Consider the following 18,211-nt stretch of genomic DNA (forward strand, 5'->3'; position numbering starts at 1 on the left):
ACGTCCGGGGAGAGGGTTGGGGTGAGGGGCGCTTTGATCCCACCCCACCCACATCTGCGAAAATGCAGTACCCATGCGCCGGATTTACCCATGTTGCGATTGACCGACCTCAAGCTGCCGCTCGACCACAGCGAGGCGGCACTCACCGCCGCGCTGCTCAGGCGGCTGGGCATCGAGGCGGCCGACCTCACCGGTTACCAGGTGGCGCGGCGCGGCTACGATGCGCGCAAGCGCGGCGCGATCGTGCTGATCTATGCACTGGATATCGACACGCCGCGCGAAGCCGAACTGCTGCAACGCTTCGCCGACGACACACATGTACGACCCACGCCGGATACGAATTACCACTTCGTGGCCAAGGCGCCACCGCGAATCGAACACCGTCCGCTGGTGATCGGCTTCGGGCCCTGCGGTCTGTTCGCGGGGTTGATCCTGGCGCAGATGGGTTTTCGCCCGATCATCCTGGACCGCGGCAAGGAAGTGCGCGAGCGCACCAAAGACACGTGGGATCTGTGGCGCAAGCGCGAGCTGCATCCGGAATCCAACGTGCAGTTCGGCGAGGGCGGCGCGGGCACGTTTTCCGACGGCAAGCTGCACAGCCAGATCCGCGACCCGCTGCACCACGGCCGCAAGGTGCTGACCGAATTCGTCAAGGCGGGCGCGCCGGAGGAAATCCTCTACGTCAGCAAGCCGCACATCGGCACGTTCCGACTAGTGTCGATGGTGGAGAACATGCGCGCCACGATCGAGTCGCTGGGCGGCGAGATCCGCTTCAGCCAGCGCGTGGATGATCTGCTGCTGGAAGCGGGTGCGGATGGCCAACAGCGGATCCGTGGCGTCGCGCTGGCCAGCGGCGAGCAGATCCGCGCCGATCACGTGGTGCTGGCGCTGGGCCACAGCGCCCGCGATACCTTCGAGATGCTGCATGCGCGCGGCGTGTATCTTGAAGCCAAACCCTTCTCCATCGGCTTCCGCATCGAGCATCCGCAGTCGGTGATCGACCGCGCCCGCTTCGGGCCGCAGGCCGGCCATCCGATGCTCGGCGCGGCCGACTACAAGCTGGTGCATCACGGCAAAGGCGGACGCTCGGTCTACAGCTTCTGCATGTGCCCCGGCGGCACCGTGGTCGCGGCCACCAGCGAGCCCGGCCGCGTGGTCACCAACGGCATGAGCCAGTACTCGCGCAACGAGCGCAACGCGAACGCCGCCGTGGTGGTCGGCATCGAACCCGCCGATTTCGCGCCGTATGGCGAAGGCCCGCTGGCCGGCATCGCCTTGCAGCGCGCGCTGGAGAGTCACGCCTATGTCCTGGGCGGTGAAAACTACAGTGCTCCCGCGCAGCTCGTGGGTGATTTCCTGGCCGGCCGCGCGTCGCGCGACTTCGGCGACGTGCAGCCGTCGTATCAACCTGGCGTGACGCTGGGCAACCTGGACAGCGCGCTGCCCGATTACGCCATCGCCGCCATCCGCGAAGCGCTGCCCGCGTTCGAACGGCAGATACGCGGTTACGCGATGCCCGACGCCATCCTCACCGGCGTCGAAACCCGCACCTCCTCACCCGTGCGCATCACCCGCGACAACGACAGCTTGGAAAGCCTCAACACCCACGGCCTGTATCCCGCCGGCGAAGGCGCCGGTTACGCCGGCGGCATTCTTTCCGCCGCCGTGGATGGGATCAAGGTGGCGGAAGCGGTGGCGCGGGATATCGCGGCGCGAGGCTTGTCCGCATGATTTCAACCCAAGGGTTGAAATGCCTCATTTAAACCTGTAAGTTGAACACCGCCATATCAACCTATAGGTTGAGTACATGCATTCGACGCCAATCCTCCTTCCCACTCAGTTGGGCGATATTCTGCGTAGTGCCCGGCTGAATCGCGGTCTGACCCAAACCGATATCGCCCGGCAACTCGGCATCAGTACCCAAGCCGTATCCAAGCTGGAGAACAATGCCGCCCGGGTCTCGTTCGACCGGATCCACCGGTTATGCCAGGTGCTGGGGCTCGAACTGCTTGTGCAGGACAAACCCACAATGAACTTGCGCGACGCAGGCGCGCCGGAGTGGTAACCACGCCGCGCTCGCTGGCCCTGGACCTATGGATGAACGGCCAGTACGTCGGCACCTGGGAACGCTCCAAAGGTGCCGCCGATCGGCTGACCTACGACGCCGGCTGGATCCAGTCCGAAGCAGGACGCCCGTTGTCACTGTCGCTGCCGTTCGGACACGCCCATGGACGCAGCAATGACATACCGGTCTTGCGCGGCGACAAGGTCGCGGCCTATTTCGAGAACCTGATTCCGGACAACGAGCGCATCCTGCAACGCTTGCGCGATCGCCATGGCGCGCGCTCCACGACCCCCTTCGACCTGCTCGCGGCGATCGGCCGCGACTGCGTCGGCGCCATCCAGTTGTTGCCCGCAGGAATGGACCCGGGCGACATCCGCCACATCGAGGCCACGTCGCTCAACGAAGCGGGGGTCGCGGATGTATTGCGCAACACCACGCTGTCCCGATACCCGGGCCAAACGGCCGACGACGACGCGTTTCGCCTGTCGATTGCCGGTGCGCAGGAAAAAACCGCGCTGCTGCGGCATCGCGGACGCTGGTGTATCCCGCACGGCGCCACGCCATCCACCCACATTTTCAAGTTGCCCCTGGGATTGGTCGGCAATGTGCAGGCCAACATGCGCATGTCGGTCGAACTGGAATGGCTTTGCATGGCCTTGGTGCGCGAATACGGCCTGCCCGTTGCCCATGCTGAAATTGGCCGTTTCGAAGACCAGAAGGCCCTGATCGTCGAGCGCTTCGATCGCGTTCGCGCACGCGACGGCCACTACTGGCTGCGCATTCCGCAGGAGGATTTCTGCCAGGTCACCGGATTGCCGCCGAACCGCAAGTACGAAAGCGACGGCGGCCCGGGCATTCGTCAGATCATGGATGTCCTGCGCGGTTCCGAGAACGCCGACACGGACCGCGAGAACTTCTTCCGGACGCAAATAGTGTTCTGGATCATGGGCGCCACCGACGGCCACGCCAAGAATTTCAGCCTCACCCTGCTCGCCGGCGGCCGCTATCGACGCACGCCGCTATACGACATCCTGTCCACTTGGCCCATCCAGGGCCGCGGCGCAAACCGCATGGATGCGCGCAAGGCGCGGCTGGCGATGGCGGTGGAAGGCGGCAACCGCCACTACCTGATTCACGACATCCATCGCTGGCACTGGGTCGGCATGGCCGAAAGCCTGGGACTCGGCGATCGTATTTCGGCGATGATCGAAGACCTCATCAACCGTACCCCGCGGGCACTCGATGCCATGGCAAAGCGCTTGCCGGAGGATTTCCCCGCGGAGCTGTTCGACCGTGTGGCAAGCGGCATGACCGATGCCGTCAAACGGCTGGCCAGAGAGCCTGATCGTCGATCAGCAACGTCGATCGGCAAACATTGAGCTGAACCTCGCCCAGGCCGCACGCGCACACGCCTGTGGTTGCCATGCAGGTCGTCGCAAAGCGTCTGCCGGGCGCCGTGCAATTCGCTGCGCTTCCTGCAATGGGCGTCGCTGCAGCGCCTTGAAGCAGTCAGCCCCACCCCCAATCTCCTGTCTGTTCACTTCATTGGCAGACAAACCATGACCACTCCCGCCTCCGTCCGCATCGACTTCGTCTCCGACGTTTCCTGTCCGTGGTGCGCGATCGGACTGGCGTCCTTGCAGCAGGCGTTGGCGACGCTCGATGGCGAAGTGGCCGCCGAGATTCATTTCCAGCCGTTCGAGTTGAATCCGCAGATGGCGGCCGAGGGCGAGGATTCCACCGAGCATCTGGTGCGCAAGTACGGCAGCTCGGCCGACCAGATCGACGCGAACCGCGCGATGATCCGCGAGCGTGGCGCCGCGCTGGGCTTCACCTTCAACATGGATCGGCGCAGCCGCGTCTACAACACGTTCGATGCGCACCGGCTGCTGCATTGGGCCGAGCTGGAAGGGCTGCACATCGCGTTGAAGCAGATCCTGCTGCGCGCGTATTTCACCGACGGCGAAGACGTCAGCGCGCACGACACGCTGGTGCGGCTGGCGGTTGAAGCGGGCCTCGATGCGGAGCGTGCGCGGCAGATTCTCGCCGGCGACGAATTTGCCGACGAGGTGCGCGCGCAGGAGCAGTTCTTCCAGTCGCGCGGCATCCATTCGGTGCCGGCCACGATCGTCAACGGCCAGCACCTGATTTCCGGCGGGCAGCCGCCGGAGGCCTTCGAGCAGGCGCTGCGTCAGATCGTTGCGGCAGCCTGAAATCCCCGCGCGGGTTGCTTTCGCTGACCGCGCAGGTACGTACTAGTCCAGCGTTTCAGGGGTGCTCGATGCCCATGTCGCGATGCGACTGGCGCTTCACTTCCTCGGCGCCTTTTTCCTTTTTGTCATCGCGGCGATCCTGCAGCTTCTCGTCGTGTTTAGCGACGTTGCTCTCGTTGCGATCGCCGGTGCCGTGCTTGCGGTCAGCGGGTGGACGGGTCATGGCGCTTCTCCGGGGTTTTCGCCCAGATTAGGCCGCCGCCGCTGATGGATTCGTGATGCCGTGCGAGCGTCAGGCGCTCTCGGACGTCAGCCAGTGCGCGATGGGCGAGGGGTAGCCCATCAGATAACCCTGCCCCAGCTCGCAGCCCATCGCCTGCAACGCACCGTATTGCACGTCGGTTTCGATGCCTTCGGCGATCACCTCGATACCCAGCGCGCGCGACAGCGCCAGAATCGCGGCGACCACCGTGGTGCTGTTGGTGTTGGCGCCCTTGTCCAGCTCGTGCACGAAGGCGCGATCGATCTTCAGCATCCGCAGCGGCAGCGAGTGCAGGTAGCTCAGCGATGAGTAGCCGGTGCCGAAATCGTCCAGTGCGGCGCCGACGCCGGCGGCGCGCAGGCGCTCCAGCGTCGCGCGCACGCGTTCGGGGTTGTCCAGCAACGCGCCTTCGGTGACCTCGGCGATCAACCGCGCGGGTGGCAGGCCGGTGCGTTCCAGCAAGGCGATCAGTCGCTCGTCGAAATCGGCGTGGCGCAGGTGCAGCGCCGAAACGTTGATCGTCATGAAAGTGTCGGCGGCGCCGTCGCGCATCAGATGCGTGCAGCTCAGCTCGAACATGCGCCAGTCGATCGCCTCGATCAGGCCGCTGTCCTCGGCGATCTTGAGGAAGTCGGCGGGGCGCAACACGCCACGTTGCGGATGGTTCCAGCGGATCAGCGCCTCGTAACCAACCACCTTGCCACCATCGAGGTGGCAGATCGGCTGGAAGTACGGTTCGAACTGATCCTGCGCCAGCGCCTGGCGCAACTCGCCCTCCATTGCCAGCACGTCGATCACGTTCCTGGCCAGCGTCTCGTCGAACAACGCATAGCGCTTGCGACCCAGCGCCTTGGCGCGGTACAGCGCGATGTCGGCGTCGCGCAACATCTCGTCGGCCGCGTTGTACTGCCCGTCGCCGATGGCGATGCCCACGCTGGCGGTGGTCTGCAGCTCCTTGCCGGCGATCATCATCGAGGCGCTGAGGGCGTCGAGCACGCGTTGCGCCACCATCATGGCGTCGGCGGGTTTGTCCACCTCTTCCACCAGGATGGCGAACTCGTCGCCGGACAACCGCGCTACCAGGTCGGGGTAACGCACGCAGTTGGCGAGGCGGTTGGACACCTCTTTCAGCACCTCGTCGCCGGCCAGGTGACCGAGGCTGTCGTTGATGATCTTGAAGCGATCGACATCAAGGTAGAGCAAGGCGCAGCGGCGCGAGGGCTCGCGCCGGATGGCGGCCAGCACGCGATCCATGCGATCGCGCAGGTAGCCACGGTTGGGCAAGCCGGTGAGCAGGTCGTGCATGACCTGATGCTTGAGCTGGTCCTGCACGCGTTCGCGCTCGATGATCTCCTTGCGCAGCGCCAGCGTGCGCTCCTCGACGCGCTGCTCCAGCTCTTCATAGGCGCGACGCAACGACTCGGCCGAGCGCCGCCGCATCAGGCTGCTGGCGATCTGGGTGGCGACAAAGCTGAGCAGTTCCTGGTCCGCCTGGTCATAGACGACATCGCGCGAATAACTCTGCACGGTGACCACGCCGATCACCTCGTCACCCACGATCAGCGGCACGCCCAACCAGCAGGTCGCCTTGGCACCGGCCTGCGCCGACGATGCCTCGCCGCTGCGCACGAGCTTGCGGATGTCGGCCTTGTTGGCCAGCAGCGCCTTGCCGTGGCGCAATACGTATTCGCTGAGGCCACGCCCCAGCGGGCGCTCCGCCAGCTGCGGATTGGCCGCATCCACCGAGTATGGAAACATCAGCCGCTTGCCGTCGTCGGACACCAGCGCGATGTAGAAATTCTTGGCGTTGAGCAAATCGTCGACCACCGCATGCACGCGGCGATAAAACTCGTCCTGGCCGATGTCGGCGGTCGCCAGCTGCGCGATCTGGAACAGCGCCGCCTGCAGGTGCTCGGCGCGCTGGCGCTCCACGATCTCCAACTGCAAGCCGCGGTTGGCTTCGGCCAGTTCCAGCGTGCGCAGTTGCACGCGCTGCTCGAGATCGGCCTTGGATTGCTTGCGCTCCAGCGCCGTGAGGATGTGGCTGCCGACGAACTCCAGCAGGGCCAGGTCCTCATTGGTGAAGCCCAAACCTTGCTGGTAGTTGTGCACCACCAGCGCGCCGCCCAACTGGCCGTCGCGCAGCATCGGCACGCCCAGCCAGTCGTAACTTTCCGGGCCTTGCAGATTCATCGGGCCGGACACCTGGCTGCGCAGCTCGCGGGTGTTGCCCATGCGCGCCTTGCCGTCGCGGATTACATACCAGGTGAGCGTGTGCTCGATGGCGCTCAGCGGCAGGTCCTGGCCATCGCCAGGTACGGCCGGCTCCTCCACGTCCACGAAATACAGGAAACGGATCGTGTCGTTGGCGGGGTGGTACATCACGATGCAGAAGTTTTCCGCGTACATCAGCGTGCTGACGATGCCGTGGATGTCGCTGAGCATGTCCGGCATGTCGCGGTCGGAACCGGCCAGGTCGGAAATGGCGAACAGCGCACGCTGCAGGGTTTCCGAGCGCGCCAGTTGACGGTGGGAATCCTGCAGTTCGAACCATTCCAGCGCCCGGCGCAGGTGCTGACCGGCCAATTGCAGCGGCGCCGCCAGGCCATCGAGGAGCGCGGTGCCGTCCTGACCTTGCGCGATCGTCAGTACCAGCAGCACCGGCTCGGGCCGCTGGCAGATGCGCAGGGCCACGCGGTTCTGTTCCGGATGCGGGCACGCCGAACTGGAGCGCGCGGCATCCTGCAACCATGGCCAGTCGGAAGAATCGACCCAGCATGGCGGCGCGCTGTAATGGTTGGCGGGGTCACCGAGCCCCCACACCACGAACGCCTTCTCGCAACCGGGCTGGGCCTGCGCCAGTGAAGCAATCGTCACGCCGACTTCGTCGGGCGTGTGCGCAGCGGCGAGGCGCGCCAGCCATATCAGCTGCAAAGAGCCTTCTGACGGCGTCGATCGCACAGCACCCGCCTGCATCATTCTGAGGTTCCCCAATCGCGGCCCGCCAACGCCTGTTGGCCGCCGACGGCTTATTGTCGCGCATCGCTCCCTTGCGCGTCGCATGAGCGTGCCCGCAAGCGGGCGTCGGCGCAATACCGATATAAACTGTGCTGCTCGCACCGCGCGCACGGCCGGTGCCCGCGGCATCATCCGCGCCTGCCATCATCGGCCGCGGCGATGCCCTTCCAGCGTCACAGGTTTACCCACGCATGCTTGCCGACACCACCAAAGATGCCATCCGCGCCGCCTATGCACGCCTGAAAGACGGCCTGCCGGGTTTCCGCGCGCGCGCCTCGCAGGGCCGGATGATCGCCGAGGTGGCCAAGGCGTTCGGCCAGGCAGGCGGCGTGGCGGTGATCGAGGCGCCCACCGGCACCGGCAAGTCGATGGCGTACCTGATTGCCGGGGTGGAAGTGGCGCGCTTCCAGAAAAAGAAACTGTTGATCGCCACCGCCACCGTGGCGCTGCAGGAGCAACTGGTACAACGCGACATCCCGCTGTACCTGCAGCTCAACGGCATCGAGGCGAAAGTGGCGCTGGCCAAGGGTCGCGGCCGCTATCTGTGCCCGCGCAACCTGGCACTGGCCGCCAACAGCATCAACGACACCGCGCAGATGGGCCTGGCCGGCTTCGATGCCGACCTGGTGCTGTGGACCAAGCCGCCGCAGCCACGCGACAAGCAGGCACTGGTCAAACTCGGCGCCGCGTTCGAGAGCCACGAGTGGAATGGCGACATGGACAGCGCACCGGAGCCGGTCAGCGACCTGCTGCGCCCGATGCTCACCACCAGCGCCGGCGGCTGCACCAACCGCAAATGCGCGCACTTCATGAACTGCCCGTTCTTCACCGCGCGGCGCGCGGTGGAAGATGCCGAGATCATCGTGGCCAACCAGGATCTGGTGCTGGCCGACCTGACCATGCCGGGCGAGAGCGCCAGCAACGGCGAGCCAGCTTGGGGCGGCGTGATCCTGCCGCGACCGGACGAGACGCTGTACATCTTCGACGAAGGCCACCACGTGCCGGGCAAGGCGATCGATCGAGGCGCCGCCGAGGTGTACATGAACGTCACCGTGCGCCAGCTGAGCCGGCTTGGCCGGCAGGTGCACGCGGCCTATTCACTGACCGACAAGGAAACCCTGGGCAAGCTCAGCCTGGACAAGGGCGACGAGAAACTGCAGGACCTCAGCAATACGCTGGAGGAACTGGAGAAGGAAATCCGCCTCGGCTGGCTGCCCGATCCATCCGAGACCGAGCCGATGTACCGTGGCTCGCTGGGCCAGTTGCCGGAGGCCTGGGTGGCGCACGCGCAAGTGCTCAGCGCGTACACCAACGAGGTGCAGCGCTGGCTGGCCGCCGTGCGCCGCGCGGTAGTGGAAATGACCGACGGCGGCCCCACCCAGGAGGCGCTGTCGCGCGAACTGGGCATCGCGCTGGAGCGGATCGACAAACAGGCCCGCTGCTGGCGCGCATGGGCGGCGGAGGACCCCGACAACGCCCCACCGATGGCGCGCTGGGTCACCCTGGGCGGCGATCAGCAACTGGTCTGCCACGCCTCGGCCGTCTCCGCCGGTGGCCTGCTGCGCAGCGTGCTGTGGGGCAACGCCAGCGGCGTGGTGCTGACCTCCGCCACGTTGAGCGCGGGCGGCAACTTTCGTGGCTTCGCCGACGCGGTGGGGCTGCCCGGCGATGCGGTGACCTTGAGTTTGCCTTCGCCATTCGACCTCGCCGCGCAGGCACGGCTGGAAGTGCCGATGATGCGCACACTGCCCGACGCACGCGAGGCGCACGCCGAGGAAATCAGTGAATGGCTGGCCGAGCATCTGGACTGGGATGCGGGCAATCTGGTGCTGTTCACTTCGCGGGTGAAACTGGACCGCGTGTTGCAAAAACTGCCCATCGCGATGGTGCGCAAGGTGCGCGCCCAAGGCTCGCTGGGCAAGTCGCAACTGGTCGCCGAGCACTGCGCCGACATCGAAGCCGGCAAGGGCAGCACGCTGTTCGGGCTGGCCTCCTTCGGCGAAGGCCTGGACCTGCCCGGCAAGCTGTGCGAGACAGTGGTGATCACCCAGCTGCCGTTCGCCGTACCCACCGATCCGGTGGGCGCCACCTACGCCGAGTGGCTGGAATCACGCGGCCGCAACCCGTTCATCGAAGTCAGCATCCCCGAGGCCACGCGCCTGCTCACCCAGTATTGCGGCCGCCTGATCCGCGCCGAAACCGACCAGGGCCGCATCGTGCTGCTGGACCGGCGGGTGGTCACCAAGCGCTACGGCAGCGGCATGCTGAAGGCGTTGCCGCCGTTCCGGCGGGTGATTGAGCGCACCGCCTGAACGGCGCGCGCCTTGCTGCATCCCCTGCTCGCAGGGGAGGGCCGGGTTAGGTCGCTCTTGATCTCGCGCTCCCGCAACCCGGAGGTACCGAAAGTCATCTACGCCACACGACGGCCCTGCGCTAGAGTGACCGCATTCTCCGATCCGCGAGGCACACGACATGGCCGGTTTCCTGCTTTGGTTGTTGCTGCTGGTGTTCTGCTGGCCGCTGGCGCTGCTGGCGCTGGTGCTGTACCCGATCGTGTGGTTGCTGTTGCTGCCGCTGCGGTTGGTGGGCATTACCGTGACGGCGGTGTTTGCCTTCCTCGGTGCGCTGATGATGTTGCCGGCGCGCGTGCTGCGTGGGCGTCCCGCCTGAGCGCGACCTGCACAATGCCGCCAAACCGGGTACAAGTGCGGCATGAAATCCATCGACACCATGACGCCGTGCCCGTGCGGCAACGACGCGGGCTACGCCGCTTGCTGTGGCCCGCTGCACGACGGCAAGCCGGCTGAGTCGGCCGAGCAATTGATGCGCTCGCGCTACAGCGCGTATGTGCTGTTGCGTGAGGATTACCTGCTGGCCAGCTGGCATGCCGACACAAGGCCCGCGTCGCTGCGATTGTCCGCGCAGCAACCGGCGCCGACCTGGCTGGGGCTGGATATCCGCCAACATCGCGTGATCGACAGCGATCACGCCACCGTCGAGTTCGTGGCCCGCTACCGGCTCGGTGGAGGTCGCGCGCAACGCCAGCACGAAACCAGCCGCTTCGTGCGGGAGAACGATCGCTGGTTCTATCGCGATGGCGAGATCAAGGCCTGACCGCCCGCAGCGACGCGGCGGCTTTCTTCAAAACCCGATCACGCCCAGGGCATGGAGGTGCGCTGCCAACGCACGCACGTCGGCATGCCGGAAGAACGCCAGCAGGTGCTGCGCCCGCCCCGGCCCGATGCCTCCGCTGGCTTGCCACTGATCATCGTTGCGCGCCGCCAGAGTGTGCCAATCAGTCAGTGCGATGGTGCCGCTGGCAGGCATGCCCAGCGCACGCAGCCAACGTTTGAAAGGACGCGCACGGGCGGCGGCGAACGCGTGCAGCAGTGCCTCCGCACGCGCATCGCCGACGCCGGGCACGGCCGCCAACTGCGCGGCCGTGAGATCCATCCAGTCGAGCAACCCGTGCACCAGTCCGGCGTCGATCAGGGCTTGCCACGTATCGGGACCCAGGCCATCCAGCTGCAATCCGGATTTGCCGCCCAGCCAGACCAGCCGCGCCAGGAACTGCAGCTCGCAGCCTGGCACCCATCGCCAGCAACTGAGGGTATCGTGCTGCGCCGGATCGGGCGGTATCACCGGCGGGCGCTGCTGTGCCCGCCACGCCACCGATTGCAGGCGCGGGATGGTCAGCCCCGCCAGCGCCACTTCCACCTGATCACCCGGACGAATATCCAGCTGCTGCCAGCGTCGCAGCGAACCCACGCTGACGCGTTGCACGCGGTGATCGTCCAATTGCACCGGCTCCAGTTCCAGCACGGGCGTGATGCGGCCGCTGCGACCAACGGTGAAGGTCACCGCACGCACTTCGGCCAGCGCCTGGGCGGCAGGATATTTCCACGCCACGGCCCATTCCGGCGGCTCGGCCCGCCAGGTCGAGGCTCCCGGCCGCCGGCTCTGGCGCAGCACGGTGCCATCGGCGGCAAACGGCATCGGCTGCCGGTACCACCGCCGACGCCAACGCTGGACATCGGCAAGTGTGCCCACCGGCTGGGTGTAATCCGCGCTGTCGATCAGGCCCATCGCGCGCAACCCGGCCAGCCGCGAGGGCATGTCGGCCGGGCCGCTGGGCCAGTCCCACACGAACAAGCCGATGTGTGCCGCGGTCGCCGCGTCCAGCGTGTCGCGCGCCATGGCGCCAGCCACCGCCGAACGTGCGTTGACGCCACCATCGCGCGCCTGCACATGGCTGGGCAGGCGCCAGTAGAGCTCACCCTGCAATACCACCCGCGACGGCGCGTTGGGCAGGTGGCGCGGGATCGCAGCGATCCGCAACGCCTTGGCGGTCCAGTTCGATCCATGCAGGCCATCGCCGCGGCTGGTCGCCTGGTGCAGTTCACCATCGCGATATAGCAAGGTCACCGCCACCCCGTCGGCCTTGGGCTGCACCCACAGATTGCTGCCGTGCGACCGCATCCACGTCGCCACCGCGGCGGCATCGGGCAACTTCGCCAGCCCCGTCTGCGCCACTGGCGCGGTGACCGCACCGCTCGCGTCAGCGAGATGCGCGAGGGGTGCGGGTGCCTGCTGGGGAAAACAGGCGCGCCAGCGGTCGAACCGCTGCAGCGCCTGGTCGTACACCGCGTCATCGACCGGCGACTGGCCGGTCACGCGGTAGGCGTGGTTCCAGCCATCCAGCCGGTCATGCAGCGCGCCGAGTTCCTGCCGGGCCTGCGCCGCAGTCCACTGGGGACAGGTCGCCCCCGCCATAGTGGCCACCAGGAAACCGGGCACGCCCAGCCACCGCCATCGCTTGCGCATGTGCGTTCCGCATCGTGATCGTCACCGCAGCGTGACGGGCACGCCCGGTTGCGGAGTAGCGGCCCATGACCTGACCCGTCGTAGTCGGTCGCCGCAACGCGGCGCAGTCGATCGCTAGCCCGCGTCGCCGATGGGTATCGATGATTGGTCGTCCATACGGCCATTCGGTCCGTAGCGACGTTCGACGATCACGCCCGCACCGTGGCGGTCGATCGCCACCACCGTGCTGGCGCGCGTGCCGTAGTGTTCGCCGCGGATGAAGGCGGCCGAAAGCAGCCGCTCGCGCTCAAGCCCCACGCCGGTCTGCGGCAGTTCCGCATCGGCGGCGGGCTGTTCGTCCGCCAATGCCGCGAACAGCGGCTCGAAGCCATCGTCACCGCCGTCATCGATCCACTGCCGCACCCGCTGCATCAGGTTGCGCGTCTTGGGCCACGGCGTATTGAAATCGGCGTTGGACAAGCCATGCACGCCCGGGGTGATCGCCTGCGCCCGTGGCTGCGGCCGGTTGCCCAGGTAGAAGCCGTCACGGCCGTCGAAGGTAAGCAGATTGAATGGCCGGAACGTGGCCGCCGATGCCAGCAATTGGGTGGCGTGGGTGGCAGCATCGGCGGCACCGGCCAGATAGTCGGTGGCCAGCATGCCGCGCGACACACCCAACTGCGGATCGCTGGGATCGCGCACATTGGTGACCACGCAGCAGCGCCCCGCATCGGTGACGCCCAGCCAGGTGCCACCGGCCTGCAAGTCGCGCCCGCCGATGATCGGCAGGTCGTCCCAGCGCGCCAGCGCGGCGCTGGGGCGTGCGTGCATTTCGTCGCGATTGCCTGCCAGCAGCAGGCGCCAGCGCGGATGGGCATCCCAGGCGAAAGCGATCAGGCACATGGCGGAACAATGATGGTCGACATGCCGACCATTGTGGGCGATGCGCCACGGCTCGGCCAGCCGTGGCCGGCCTCAAGGCGACGGCACGACGGCATCCGTGGTGGAGAACGCATACACGATGTGGTTGCGGTAGGTCTGGCCGGGCATCAGGCGCGCCGAACCGAACGCCGGCTGGTTCGGCGTGTCGGGAAACAGCTCCGGCTCCAGCGCGAACCCGGCGTTGTGCTGGTAGTGCGTCCCGCTGGTGCCGATCGAGGTGCCGTTCAGATGATTGGCGGAATAGAACTGCAGGCCCGGCTGGTTGGAATGCAGGGTCAGCACGCGGCCGGAAGCGGGATCCTCCGCCCGCGCCATCAGCCGCATTTTGTTGTCGGGATGGCGGCTGATCACCCAGTTGTGGTCGTAGCCATGGGCAATCAGCAACTGCGGCTCGCCGTTGCGATGGATGTCCTGGCCGATCGGCTTGCCCTGGCGGAAATCGAAAGCGGTGCCGGTCACGTCGGCGAACTTGCCGGTGGGGATCGCGCCCGCATCGACCGGCAGATAAGTATCCGCGGGGATCGTCAGGCGCTGGTCCAGCACGTTGCCCGACGCCTCGCCCGCCAGGTTCCAGTAGATGTGGTTGGTGATGTTGACGATCGTGGGCTTGTCGGTGGTGGCGGTGTAGTCGATCGTCAGCCGGTTGTCCGCACCCAGCGTGTAGACGGCGGTGGCGGTCAGCTTGCCCGGAAAACCCATGTCGCCATCGGGGCTGACATAGCGCAGGGTGACGCTGGCGCCGTTGGCGTCGTGCGCGGTGTCGACCACCGTCCACAACACCTTGTCGAAACCGATCGGGCCACTGTGCAGCGAATTGACGCCGTCAGTGAGCGGCAGCTGATAGGTGTGGCCGTCCAGCGTGAAGCGGCCCTTGGCGATGCGGTTGGCATAGCGCCCCACCGTGGCGCCGAAGCACTGCGGCCTGGCCAGGTACTCCGCCAGGTCGATCGAGCCCAGCACGATATTGGCCGGCTTGCCGTCGCGATCGGGCGCGCTGAGCGAGCGCACCGCGGCACCCAGCGTGATCACCTGCGCCACCAGGCCATGACCGTTGTCCAGCGTGACCTCGCCCACCTTGCGGCCATCCGGCATGGTGCCGAAATCGCCACGGGTGACGCTGGTGGCCGTGCTGGCCACCGCGGTCAATGGCAGCGCGACCACCGCCCAACCCAACCACCGCCTGATCCGATTCGCTCGCTTCATGTCCGGCCTCGTTGAAGGGCACAGCACCATGCGCGGCCGGCCCGTGTGATAATATTGTATGACTAATTGAACTATCCGCCGGGCCGATACCCAACGCCATCCGGCCTTCCGCACACCCTTGCCAGCGCCCCTTCCGATCATCGTACTTACTATGACGACTGCACCCCGCTCTCAGCAAGGCGACCGACAGCGAGTGGCTGGACGCCCGCTCGTCCGGCCACCCATCGATGCCGGTGCGGCAGGCCTGCGACCATGATCAGGTCGACATCTCCCCGAAACCTGCACGGCCACGTCATGCACGAGCTTGGGCGGCGCATCGTGGGTGGCGAGTTGCGCCCCGGCGATGTGCTGCCGCGCGAGGAACTGCTGGCCGAACAGATGAACGTGAGCCGCACCGCACTGCGCGAGGCGATGAAGGTGTTGTCGGCCAAGGGGCTGGTGGAGTCGCGCACCAAGGTCGGCACCCGCGTGCGCGACCCGCGCTACTGGCATCAGCTGGACGCCGACGTGCTGGCGTGGCGTTGCGCGCTGATGCCCACCGAGGATTTCGTGCAGAAGCTGGCGGAGATGCGCGAGATCATCGAACCCAGCGCCGCTGCCGCCGCCGCGCGGCGCGGCAGCGAGGAACAACTCAAACGACTCGAAGCCGCCTACGCCGCGATGGATGCCGCCCAGACGCTGGACGCCTGGGCCGAGGCCGATCTCGATTTCCACGAGGCGCTGCTCAGCGCCACCAACAACGAGCTGATGATTTCGCTGTTTTCGGTGATCGAAACCGCGCTGGGCACGTTCTTCGTGCTGTCCGCGCGCACCGTGAAAAATTTCAAATATTCATTGCCCCACCATCGCAAGGTGCTCGACGCGGTGCGTCGCCGGCAACCCGAAGCCGCCCGGCGCGCCATGCAACGCATGATCGCCGACTCCAGCGCCCCCACGAACAAGACGCGCCGCCATGTGGAGAAAGGTTGAAACCATGGGCTGGCTGATCGGCCTCGACTGGGGCACCACCAGCCTGCGCGCGATGCTGTTCGACGGCGAAGGCGGCGTGCACGAAACCCGCCACCGCGCCTGGGGCATCCGCCAGTTGCCGCAAGGTGGGTTCGAGGCCGCGCTGTCATCGATCTGCAAAGGCTGGCCGTCATGCCCGGTGCTGGCCGCCGGCATGGTCGGCAGCCAGCAGGGCTGGCACGAAGCGCCCTATGTCGACACGCCCGCCGACGTGCACGCGTTGGCTGCCCATCTGGTAACGGTAGCGGCCGCCGACGGACGCCGCATCCACATCATTCCGGGCGTGCGCGACGGCGTGGGCCCCAATGTGATGCGGGGCGAGGAAACCCAACTGATCGGCGTGCTGGATGCGCAGCCACGCCTCGCCGAAGGCACGCCGCTGGTGTTGCCCGGCACGCACAGCAAATGGGTGCAGTTGCACCGGCGCCGCATCACCGGTTTCACCACGATGATGACCGGCGAGTTGTACGGCTTGCTGCGCACGCACTCGATCCTTGGCACCGGCCTGCCCGATGCACGCGCCGCAGCACGCCACCTCGAAAGCTTCGATGACGGCGTGCGCGCCGCCCGCGCCAGCGGCTCGGCCGGCGTGCTGACGCGGCTGTTTTCCGCGCGCACGCTGGTGCTCGAAGGAAAGCTGGATGCCGCCGCCGTGCCCGACTATCTGTCCGGCCTGCTGATTGGCGAAGAGTGGCGCGCTGCGCTCGCCGCCGGCTGGCTCGATCGCGGCGAGATCCCGGTATTGATCGGCGATGAAGCGTTGTGCCTGCGCTACCGCCGCGCCGCCACCTTGTTCGACCTGCCCGACCCCACCTGGATCGCCGACGCTACCGCGCGCGGCCTGTGGCGCATCGCCCGCGTCGCCGGCCTGGCCGTCGATCGCACACCTCCCGTCCCCATGGAGCTCCCCGGATGATCCGTTCCTGGCTCGACCCGTTACCGCTCATCGCCATCCTGCGCGGCCTCACCCCACGTGAGGCCGTCGCCATCGGCGAAATGATTGCCGACGCCGGCTTCCGCATGCTGGAAGTGCCGCTGAATTCGCCCGACCCGCTGGAAAGCATCCGCCTGCTGCACGAGCACTTCGGCGAACGCTGCCTGATCGGCGCCGGCACGGTGATGACGCCGGCGCAGGTCGACGACATCGCCGCCGCCGGCGGCAAGCTGATCGTGATGCCGCACGCGGACACGCAGGTGATCGCCGCCGCCAAGCGCGCCGGCATGGTCTGTACACCCGGCGTGGCCACGCCCACCGAGGCGTTCGCCGCGCTGGCCGCCGGCGCCGATGCGCTGAAGATCTTTCCCGCCGAACAGGTCAGCCCGGCCGTGGTGAAAGCGTGGCGTGCGGTCTTGCCGCGCGATCTGGCGCTGCTGCCGGTGGGCGGCATCACGCCCGACAACATGCACCCCTACGTCGACGCGGGCGCCAACGGTTTCGGCATCGGGTCGGCGCTGTACGCACCCGGCCGCGACGTGGCCGACGTGGGCCGCCGCGCGCAGGCGTTTGCGCGAGCGTGGGCTGCGCTGCCGCGGGGAGAACGCGCATGAAGATCACCAAGCTCACCACCTTCCTGGTGCCGCCGCGCTGGTTGTTCCTGCGCATCGACACCGATGCGGGCATCAGCGGCTGGGGCGAGCCGGTGGTGGAAGGCCGCGCGCATACCGTGGCAGCCGCCGTGGATGAGCTTTCCGATTACCTGATCGGCAAGGACCCGCGCCACATCGAGGATTTGTGGAACGTGATGTATCGCGGCGGCTTCTATCGCGGCGGCCCGATCCTGATGAGTGCCATCGCCGGCATCGACCAGGCGCTGTGGGACATCAAGGGCAAGGATCTGGACGTGCCCGTGCATGCGCTGCTGGGCGGCCCGGTGCGCGACCGCATCCGCGTGTATTCGTGGATCGGCGGCGATCGGCCGGCCGATACGGCCAGGGCCGCCAGCGAGGCGGTGGGGCGCGGCTTCACCGCGGTGAAGATGAATGCCACCGAGGAAATGCAGTATGTCGACACGCACGACAAGGTCGAGCACGTGCTGGCCAACGTGCAGGCGGTGCGTGAGGCGGTGGGGCCGAACGTAGGCCTTGGGCTCGATTTCCACGGCCGCGTGCACAAGCCGATGGCCAAGGTGCTGATGCGCGAACTGGCGCCGTACAAGCTGATGTTCATCGAGGAGCCGGTGCTGTCCGACCATCTGGAGGCGATCCCCGAACTGGCCGCGATTTCGCCCGCGCCGATCGCGCTGGGCGAGCGGTTGTACTCGCGTTACGACTTCAAGCGGGTGCTGCAGCGTGGTGGCGTGGACATCATCCAGCCCGACCCCTCGCACGCCGGCGGCATCACCGAAACCCGCAAGATCGCCGCGATGGCCGAAGCCTACGACGTGGCCTTGGCGCTGCATTGCCCGCTGGGCCCGATCGCGCTGGCGGCCAACCTGCAGATCGACGCGGTGTGCCACAACGCGTTCATCCAGGAGCAGAGCCTGGGCATCCACTACAACGCCGGCAACGACCTGCTCGACTACATCAGCGACCGCAGCGTTTTCGCCTATGAAAAGGGCTTCGTCACCATCCCCGGCGGCCCCGGCCTGGGCATCACGGTGAACGAGGAATACGTCGCCGAACGCGCCGCCGTCGGCCATCGTTGGCGCAACCCGATCTGGCGCCACGCGGATAACAGCGTGGCGGAATGGTGACCCG

General features: G+C 66.9%; 16 protein-coding genes. 11 read left to right on the forward strand and 5 right to left on the reverse strand.

The window, feature by feature from the left end; all coding sequences use genetic code 11:
• Window positions 1-90: 90 nt before the first annotated feature.
• The 4 genes from ASD68_RS10200 (at window position 91) to ASD68_RS10215 (ending at window position 4,278) form a co-directional block, all read left to right on the forward strand.
• The gene (locus ASD68_RS10200) at window positions 91-1,731 is read left to right on the forward strand and encodes an NAD(P)/FAD-dependent oxidoreductase (RefSeq protein WP_056606338.1); all 1,641 of its coding nucleotides are present in this window, start codon (window positions 91-93) and stop codon (window positions 1,729-1,731) included.
• A gap of 76 nt (window positions 1,732-1,807) precedes the next feature.
• Window positions 1,808-2,065: a helix-turn-helix transcriptional regulator gene (locus ASD68_RS10205; protein ID WP_082546030.1), complete on the forward strand. Its 258-nt coding sequence runs from the start codon at window positions 1,808-1,810 to the stop codon at window positions 2,063-2,065.
• Between the two features lie 32 nt (window positions 2,066-2,097).
• A complete protein-coding gene (locus ASD68_RS10210) occupies window positions 2,098-3,444 on the forward strand; it encodes a type II toxin-antitoxin system HipA family toxin (protein ID WP_056607478.1) in 1,347 nt (448 codons plus the stop codon).
• A gap of 180 nt (window positions 3,445-3,624) precedes the next feature.
• Window positions 3,625-4,278, forward strand: a complete 654-nt coding sequence (locus ASD68_RS10215; protein ID WP_056606344.1) for a DsbA family oxidoreductase — start codon at window positions 3,625-3,627, stop codon at window positions 4,276-4,278.
• 55 nt (window positions 4,279-4,333) lie between these two features.
• Here ASD68_RS10215 and ASD68_RS16845 read toward each other — a convergent pair whose 3' ends face one another.
• Window positions 4,334-4,501, reverse strand: a complete 168-nt coding sequence (locus ASD68_RS16845; protein WP_156458376.1) for a hypothetical protein — start codon at window positions 4,499-4,501, stop codon at window positions 4,334-4,336.
• Between the two features lie 69 nt (window positions 4,502-4,570).
• Window positions 4,571-7,474 (reverse strand): EAL domain-containing protein, encoded by a 2,904-nt coding sequence (locus tag ASD68_RS10220; RefSeq protein ID WP_235578712.1) that lies wholly within the window; start codon window positions 7,472-7,474, stop codon window positions 4,571-4,573.
• 275 nt (window positions 7,475-7,749) lie between these two features.
• Between ASD68_RS10220 and dinG the strand changes: the two genes are divergently transcribed.
• The 3 genes from dinG (at window position 7,750) to ASD68_RS10235 (ending at window position 10,672) form a co-directional block, all read left to right on the forward strand.
• Window positions 7,750-9,870 carry an ATP-dependent DNA helicase DinG gene (dinG, locus tag ASD68_RS10225; RefSeq protein ID WP_056606351.1) on the forward strand — a complete coding sequence of 707 codons (2,121 nt, stop codon included), beginning with the start codon at window positions 7,750-7,752 and terminating at the stop codon, window positions 9,868-9,870.
• Window positions 9,871-10,030: 160 nt separating this feature from the next.
• Window positions 10,031-10,228 (forward strand): hypothetical protein, encoded by a 198-nt coding sequence (locus tag ASD68_RS10230; protein WP_056082576.1) that lies wholly within the window; start codon window positions 10,031-10,033, stop codon window positions 10,226-10,228.
• Between the two features lie 42 nt (window positions 10,229-10,270).
• A complete protein-coding gene (locus tag ASD68_RS10235; protein WP_056606354.1) occupies window positions 10,271-10,672 on the forward strand; it encodes a YchJ family metal-binding protein in 402 nt (133 codons plus the stop codon).
• Between the two features lie 27 nt (window positions 10,673-10,699).
• On the opposite strand, the gene ligB is transcribed toward ASD68_RS10235, so the two are convergent.
• The 3 genes from ligB to ASD68_RS10250 form a co-directional block, all read right to left on the reverse strand.
• Window positions 10,700-12,382 (reverse strand): NAD-dependent DNA ligase LigB, encoded by a 1,683-nt coding sequence (ligB, locus tag ASD68_RS10240; RefSeq protein ID WP_056606357.1) that lies wholly within the window; start codon window positions 12,380-12,382, stop codon window positions 10,700-10,702.
• Window positions 12,383-12,496: 114 nt separating this feature from the next.
• On the reverse strand, window positions 12,497-13,264 hold the full coding sequence (locus tag ASD68_RS10245) for an NRDE family protein (RefSeq protein WP_056606364.1): 768 nt from the start codon (window positions 13,262-13,264) through the stop codon (window positions 12,497-12,499).
• 72 nt (window positions 13,265-13,336) lie between these two features.
• A complete protein-coding gene (locus ASD68_RS10250; RefSeq protein WP_056606368.1) occupies window positions 13,337-14,506 on the reverse strand; it encodes an aldose epimerase family protein in 1,170 nt (389 codons plus the stop codon).
• A gap of 294 nt (window positions 14,507-14,800) precedes the next feature.
• Between ASD68_RS10250 and ASD68_RS10255 the strand changes: the two genes are divergently transcribed.
• Genes ASD68_RS10255 through dgoD form a run of 4 tightly spaced genes read left to right on the forward strand, consistent with a single transcriptional unit; the run spans window position 14,801 to window position 18,207 of the window.
• Window positions 14,801-15,475: a FadR/GntR family transcriptional regulator gene (locus ASD68_RS10255; protein WP_082520210.1), complete on the forward strand. Its 675-nt coding sequence runs from the start codon at window positions 14,801-14,803 to the stop codon at window positions 15,473-15,475.
• A gap of 4 nt (window positions 15,476-15,479) precedes the next feature.
• A complete protein-coding gene (locus tag ASD68_RS10260) occupies window positions 15,480-16,430 on the forward strand; it encodes a 2-dehydro-3-deoxygalactonokinase (RefSeq protein WP_056606371.1) in 951 nt (316 codons plus the stop codon).
• Entirely contained in the window at window positions 16,427-17,062 is a 636-nt protein-coding gene (locus ASD68_RS10265; RefSeq protein WP_056606374.1) for a 2-dehydro-3-deoxy-6-phosphogalactonate aldolase, read from the forward strand. Before ASD68_RS10260 ends, ASD68_RS10265 begins: the two co-directional genes overlap by 4 nt.
• Window positions 17,059-18,207, forward strand: a complete 1,149-nt coding sequence (gene dgoD / locus ASD68_RS10270; protein WP_056606377.1) for a galactonate dehydratase — start codon at window positions 17,059-17,061, stop codon at window positions 18,205-18,207. The genes ASD68_RS10265 and dgoD overlap by 4 nt, the downstream gene beginning before the upstream one ends.
• The last annotated feature ends 4 nt before the right edge of the window (window positions 18,208-18,211 follow it).

Origin of the sequence: Rhodanobacter sp. Root627, assembly GCF_001427835.1 — a bacterium.
GTDB lineage: Bacteria > Pseudomonadota > Gammaproteobacteria > Xanthomonadales > Rhodanobacteraceae > Rhodanobacter > Rhodanobacter ginsenosidimutans.

Coding starts and splice junctions, on each gene's coding strand:
- ligB (WP_056606357.1), bottom strand. CDS start 12,382: ATGCGCAAGCGATGGCGGTGGCTGGGCGTGCCCGGTTTCCTGGTGGCC.
- ASD68_RS10265 (WP_056606374.1), top strand. CDS start 16,427: ATGATCCGTTCCTGGCTCGACCCGTTACCGCTCATCGCCATCCTGCGC.
- dinG (WP_056606351.1), top strand. CDS start 7,750: ATGCTTGCCGACACCACCAAAGATGCCATCCGCGCCGCCTATGCACGC.
- ASD68_RS10245 (WP_056606364.1), bottom strand. CDS start 13,264: ATGTGCCTGATCGCTTTCGCCTGGGATGCCCATCCGCGCTGGCGCCTG.
- ASD68_RS10260 (WP_056606371.1), top strand. CDS start 15,480: ATGGGCTGGCTGATCGGCCTCGACTGGGGCACCACCAGCCTGCGCGCG.
- ASD68_RS10250 (WP_056606368.1), bottom strand. CDS start 14,506: ATGAAGCGAGCGAATCGGATCAGGCGGTGGTTGGGTTGGGCGGTGGTC.
- ASD68_RS10215 (WP_056606344.1), top strand. CDS start 3,625: ATGACCACTCCCGCCTCCGTCCGCATCGACTTCGTCTCCGACGTTTCC.
- ASD68_RS16845 (WP_156458376.1), bottom strand. CDS start 4,501: ATGACCCGTCCACCCGCTGACCGCAAGCACGGCACCGGCGATCGCAAC.
- ASD68_RS10210 (WP_056607478.1), top strand. CDS start 2,098: ATGAACGGCCAGTACGTCGGCACCTGGGAACGCTCCAAAGGTGCCGCC.
- dgoD (WP_056606377.1), top strand. CDS start 17,059: ATGAAGATCACCAAGCTCACCACCTTCCTGGTGCCGCCGCGCTGGTTG.
- ASD68_RS10235 (WP_056606354.1), top strand. CDS start 10,271: ATGAAATCCATCGACACCATGACGCCGTGCCCGTGCGGCAACGACGCG.
- ASD68_RS10230 (WP_056082576.1), top strand. CDS start 10,031: ATGGCCGGTTTCCTGCTTTGGTTGTTGCTGCTGGTGTTCTGCTGGCCG.
- ASD68_RS10200 (WP_056606338.1), top strand. CDS start 91: ATGTTGCGATTGACCGACCTCAAGCTGCCGCTCGACCACAGCGAGGCG.
- ASD68_RS10255 (WP_082520210.1), top strand. CDS start 14,801: ATGCACGAGCTTGGGCGGCGCATCGTGGGTGGCGAGTTGCGCCCCGGC.
- ASD68_RS10205 (WP_082546030.1), top strand. CDS start 1,808: ATGCATTCGACGCCAATCCTCCTTCCCACTCAGTTGGGCGATATTCTG.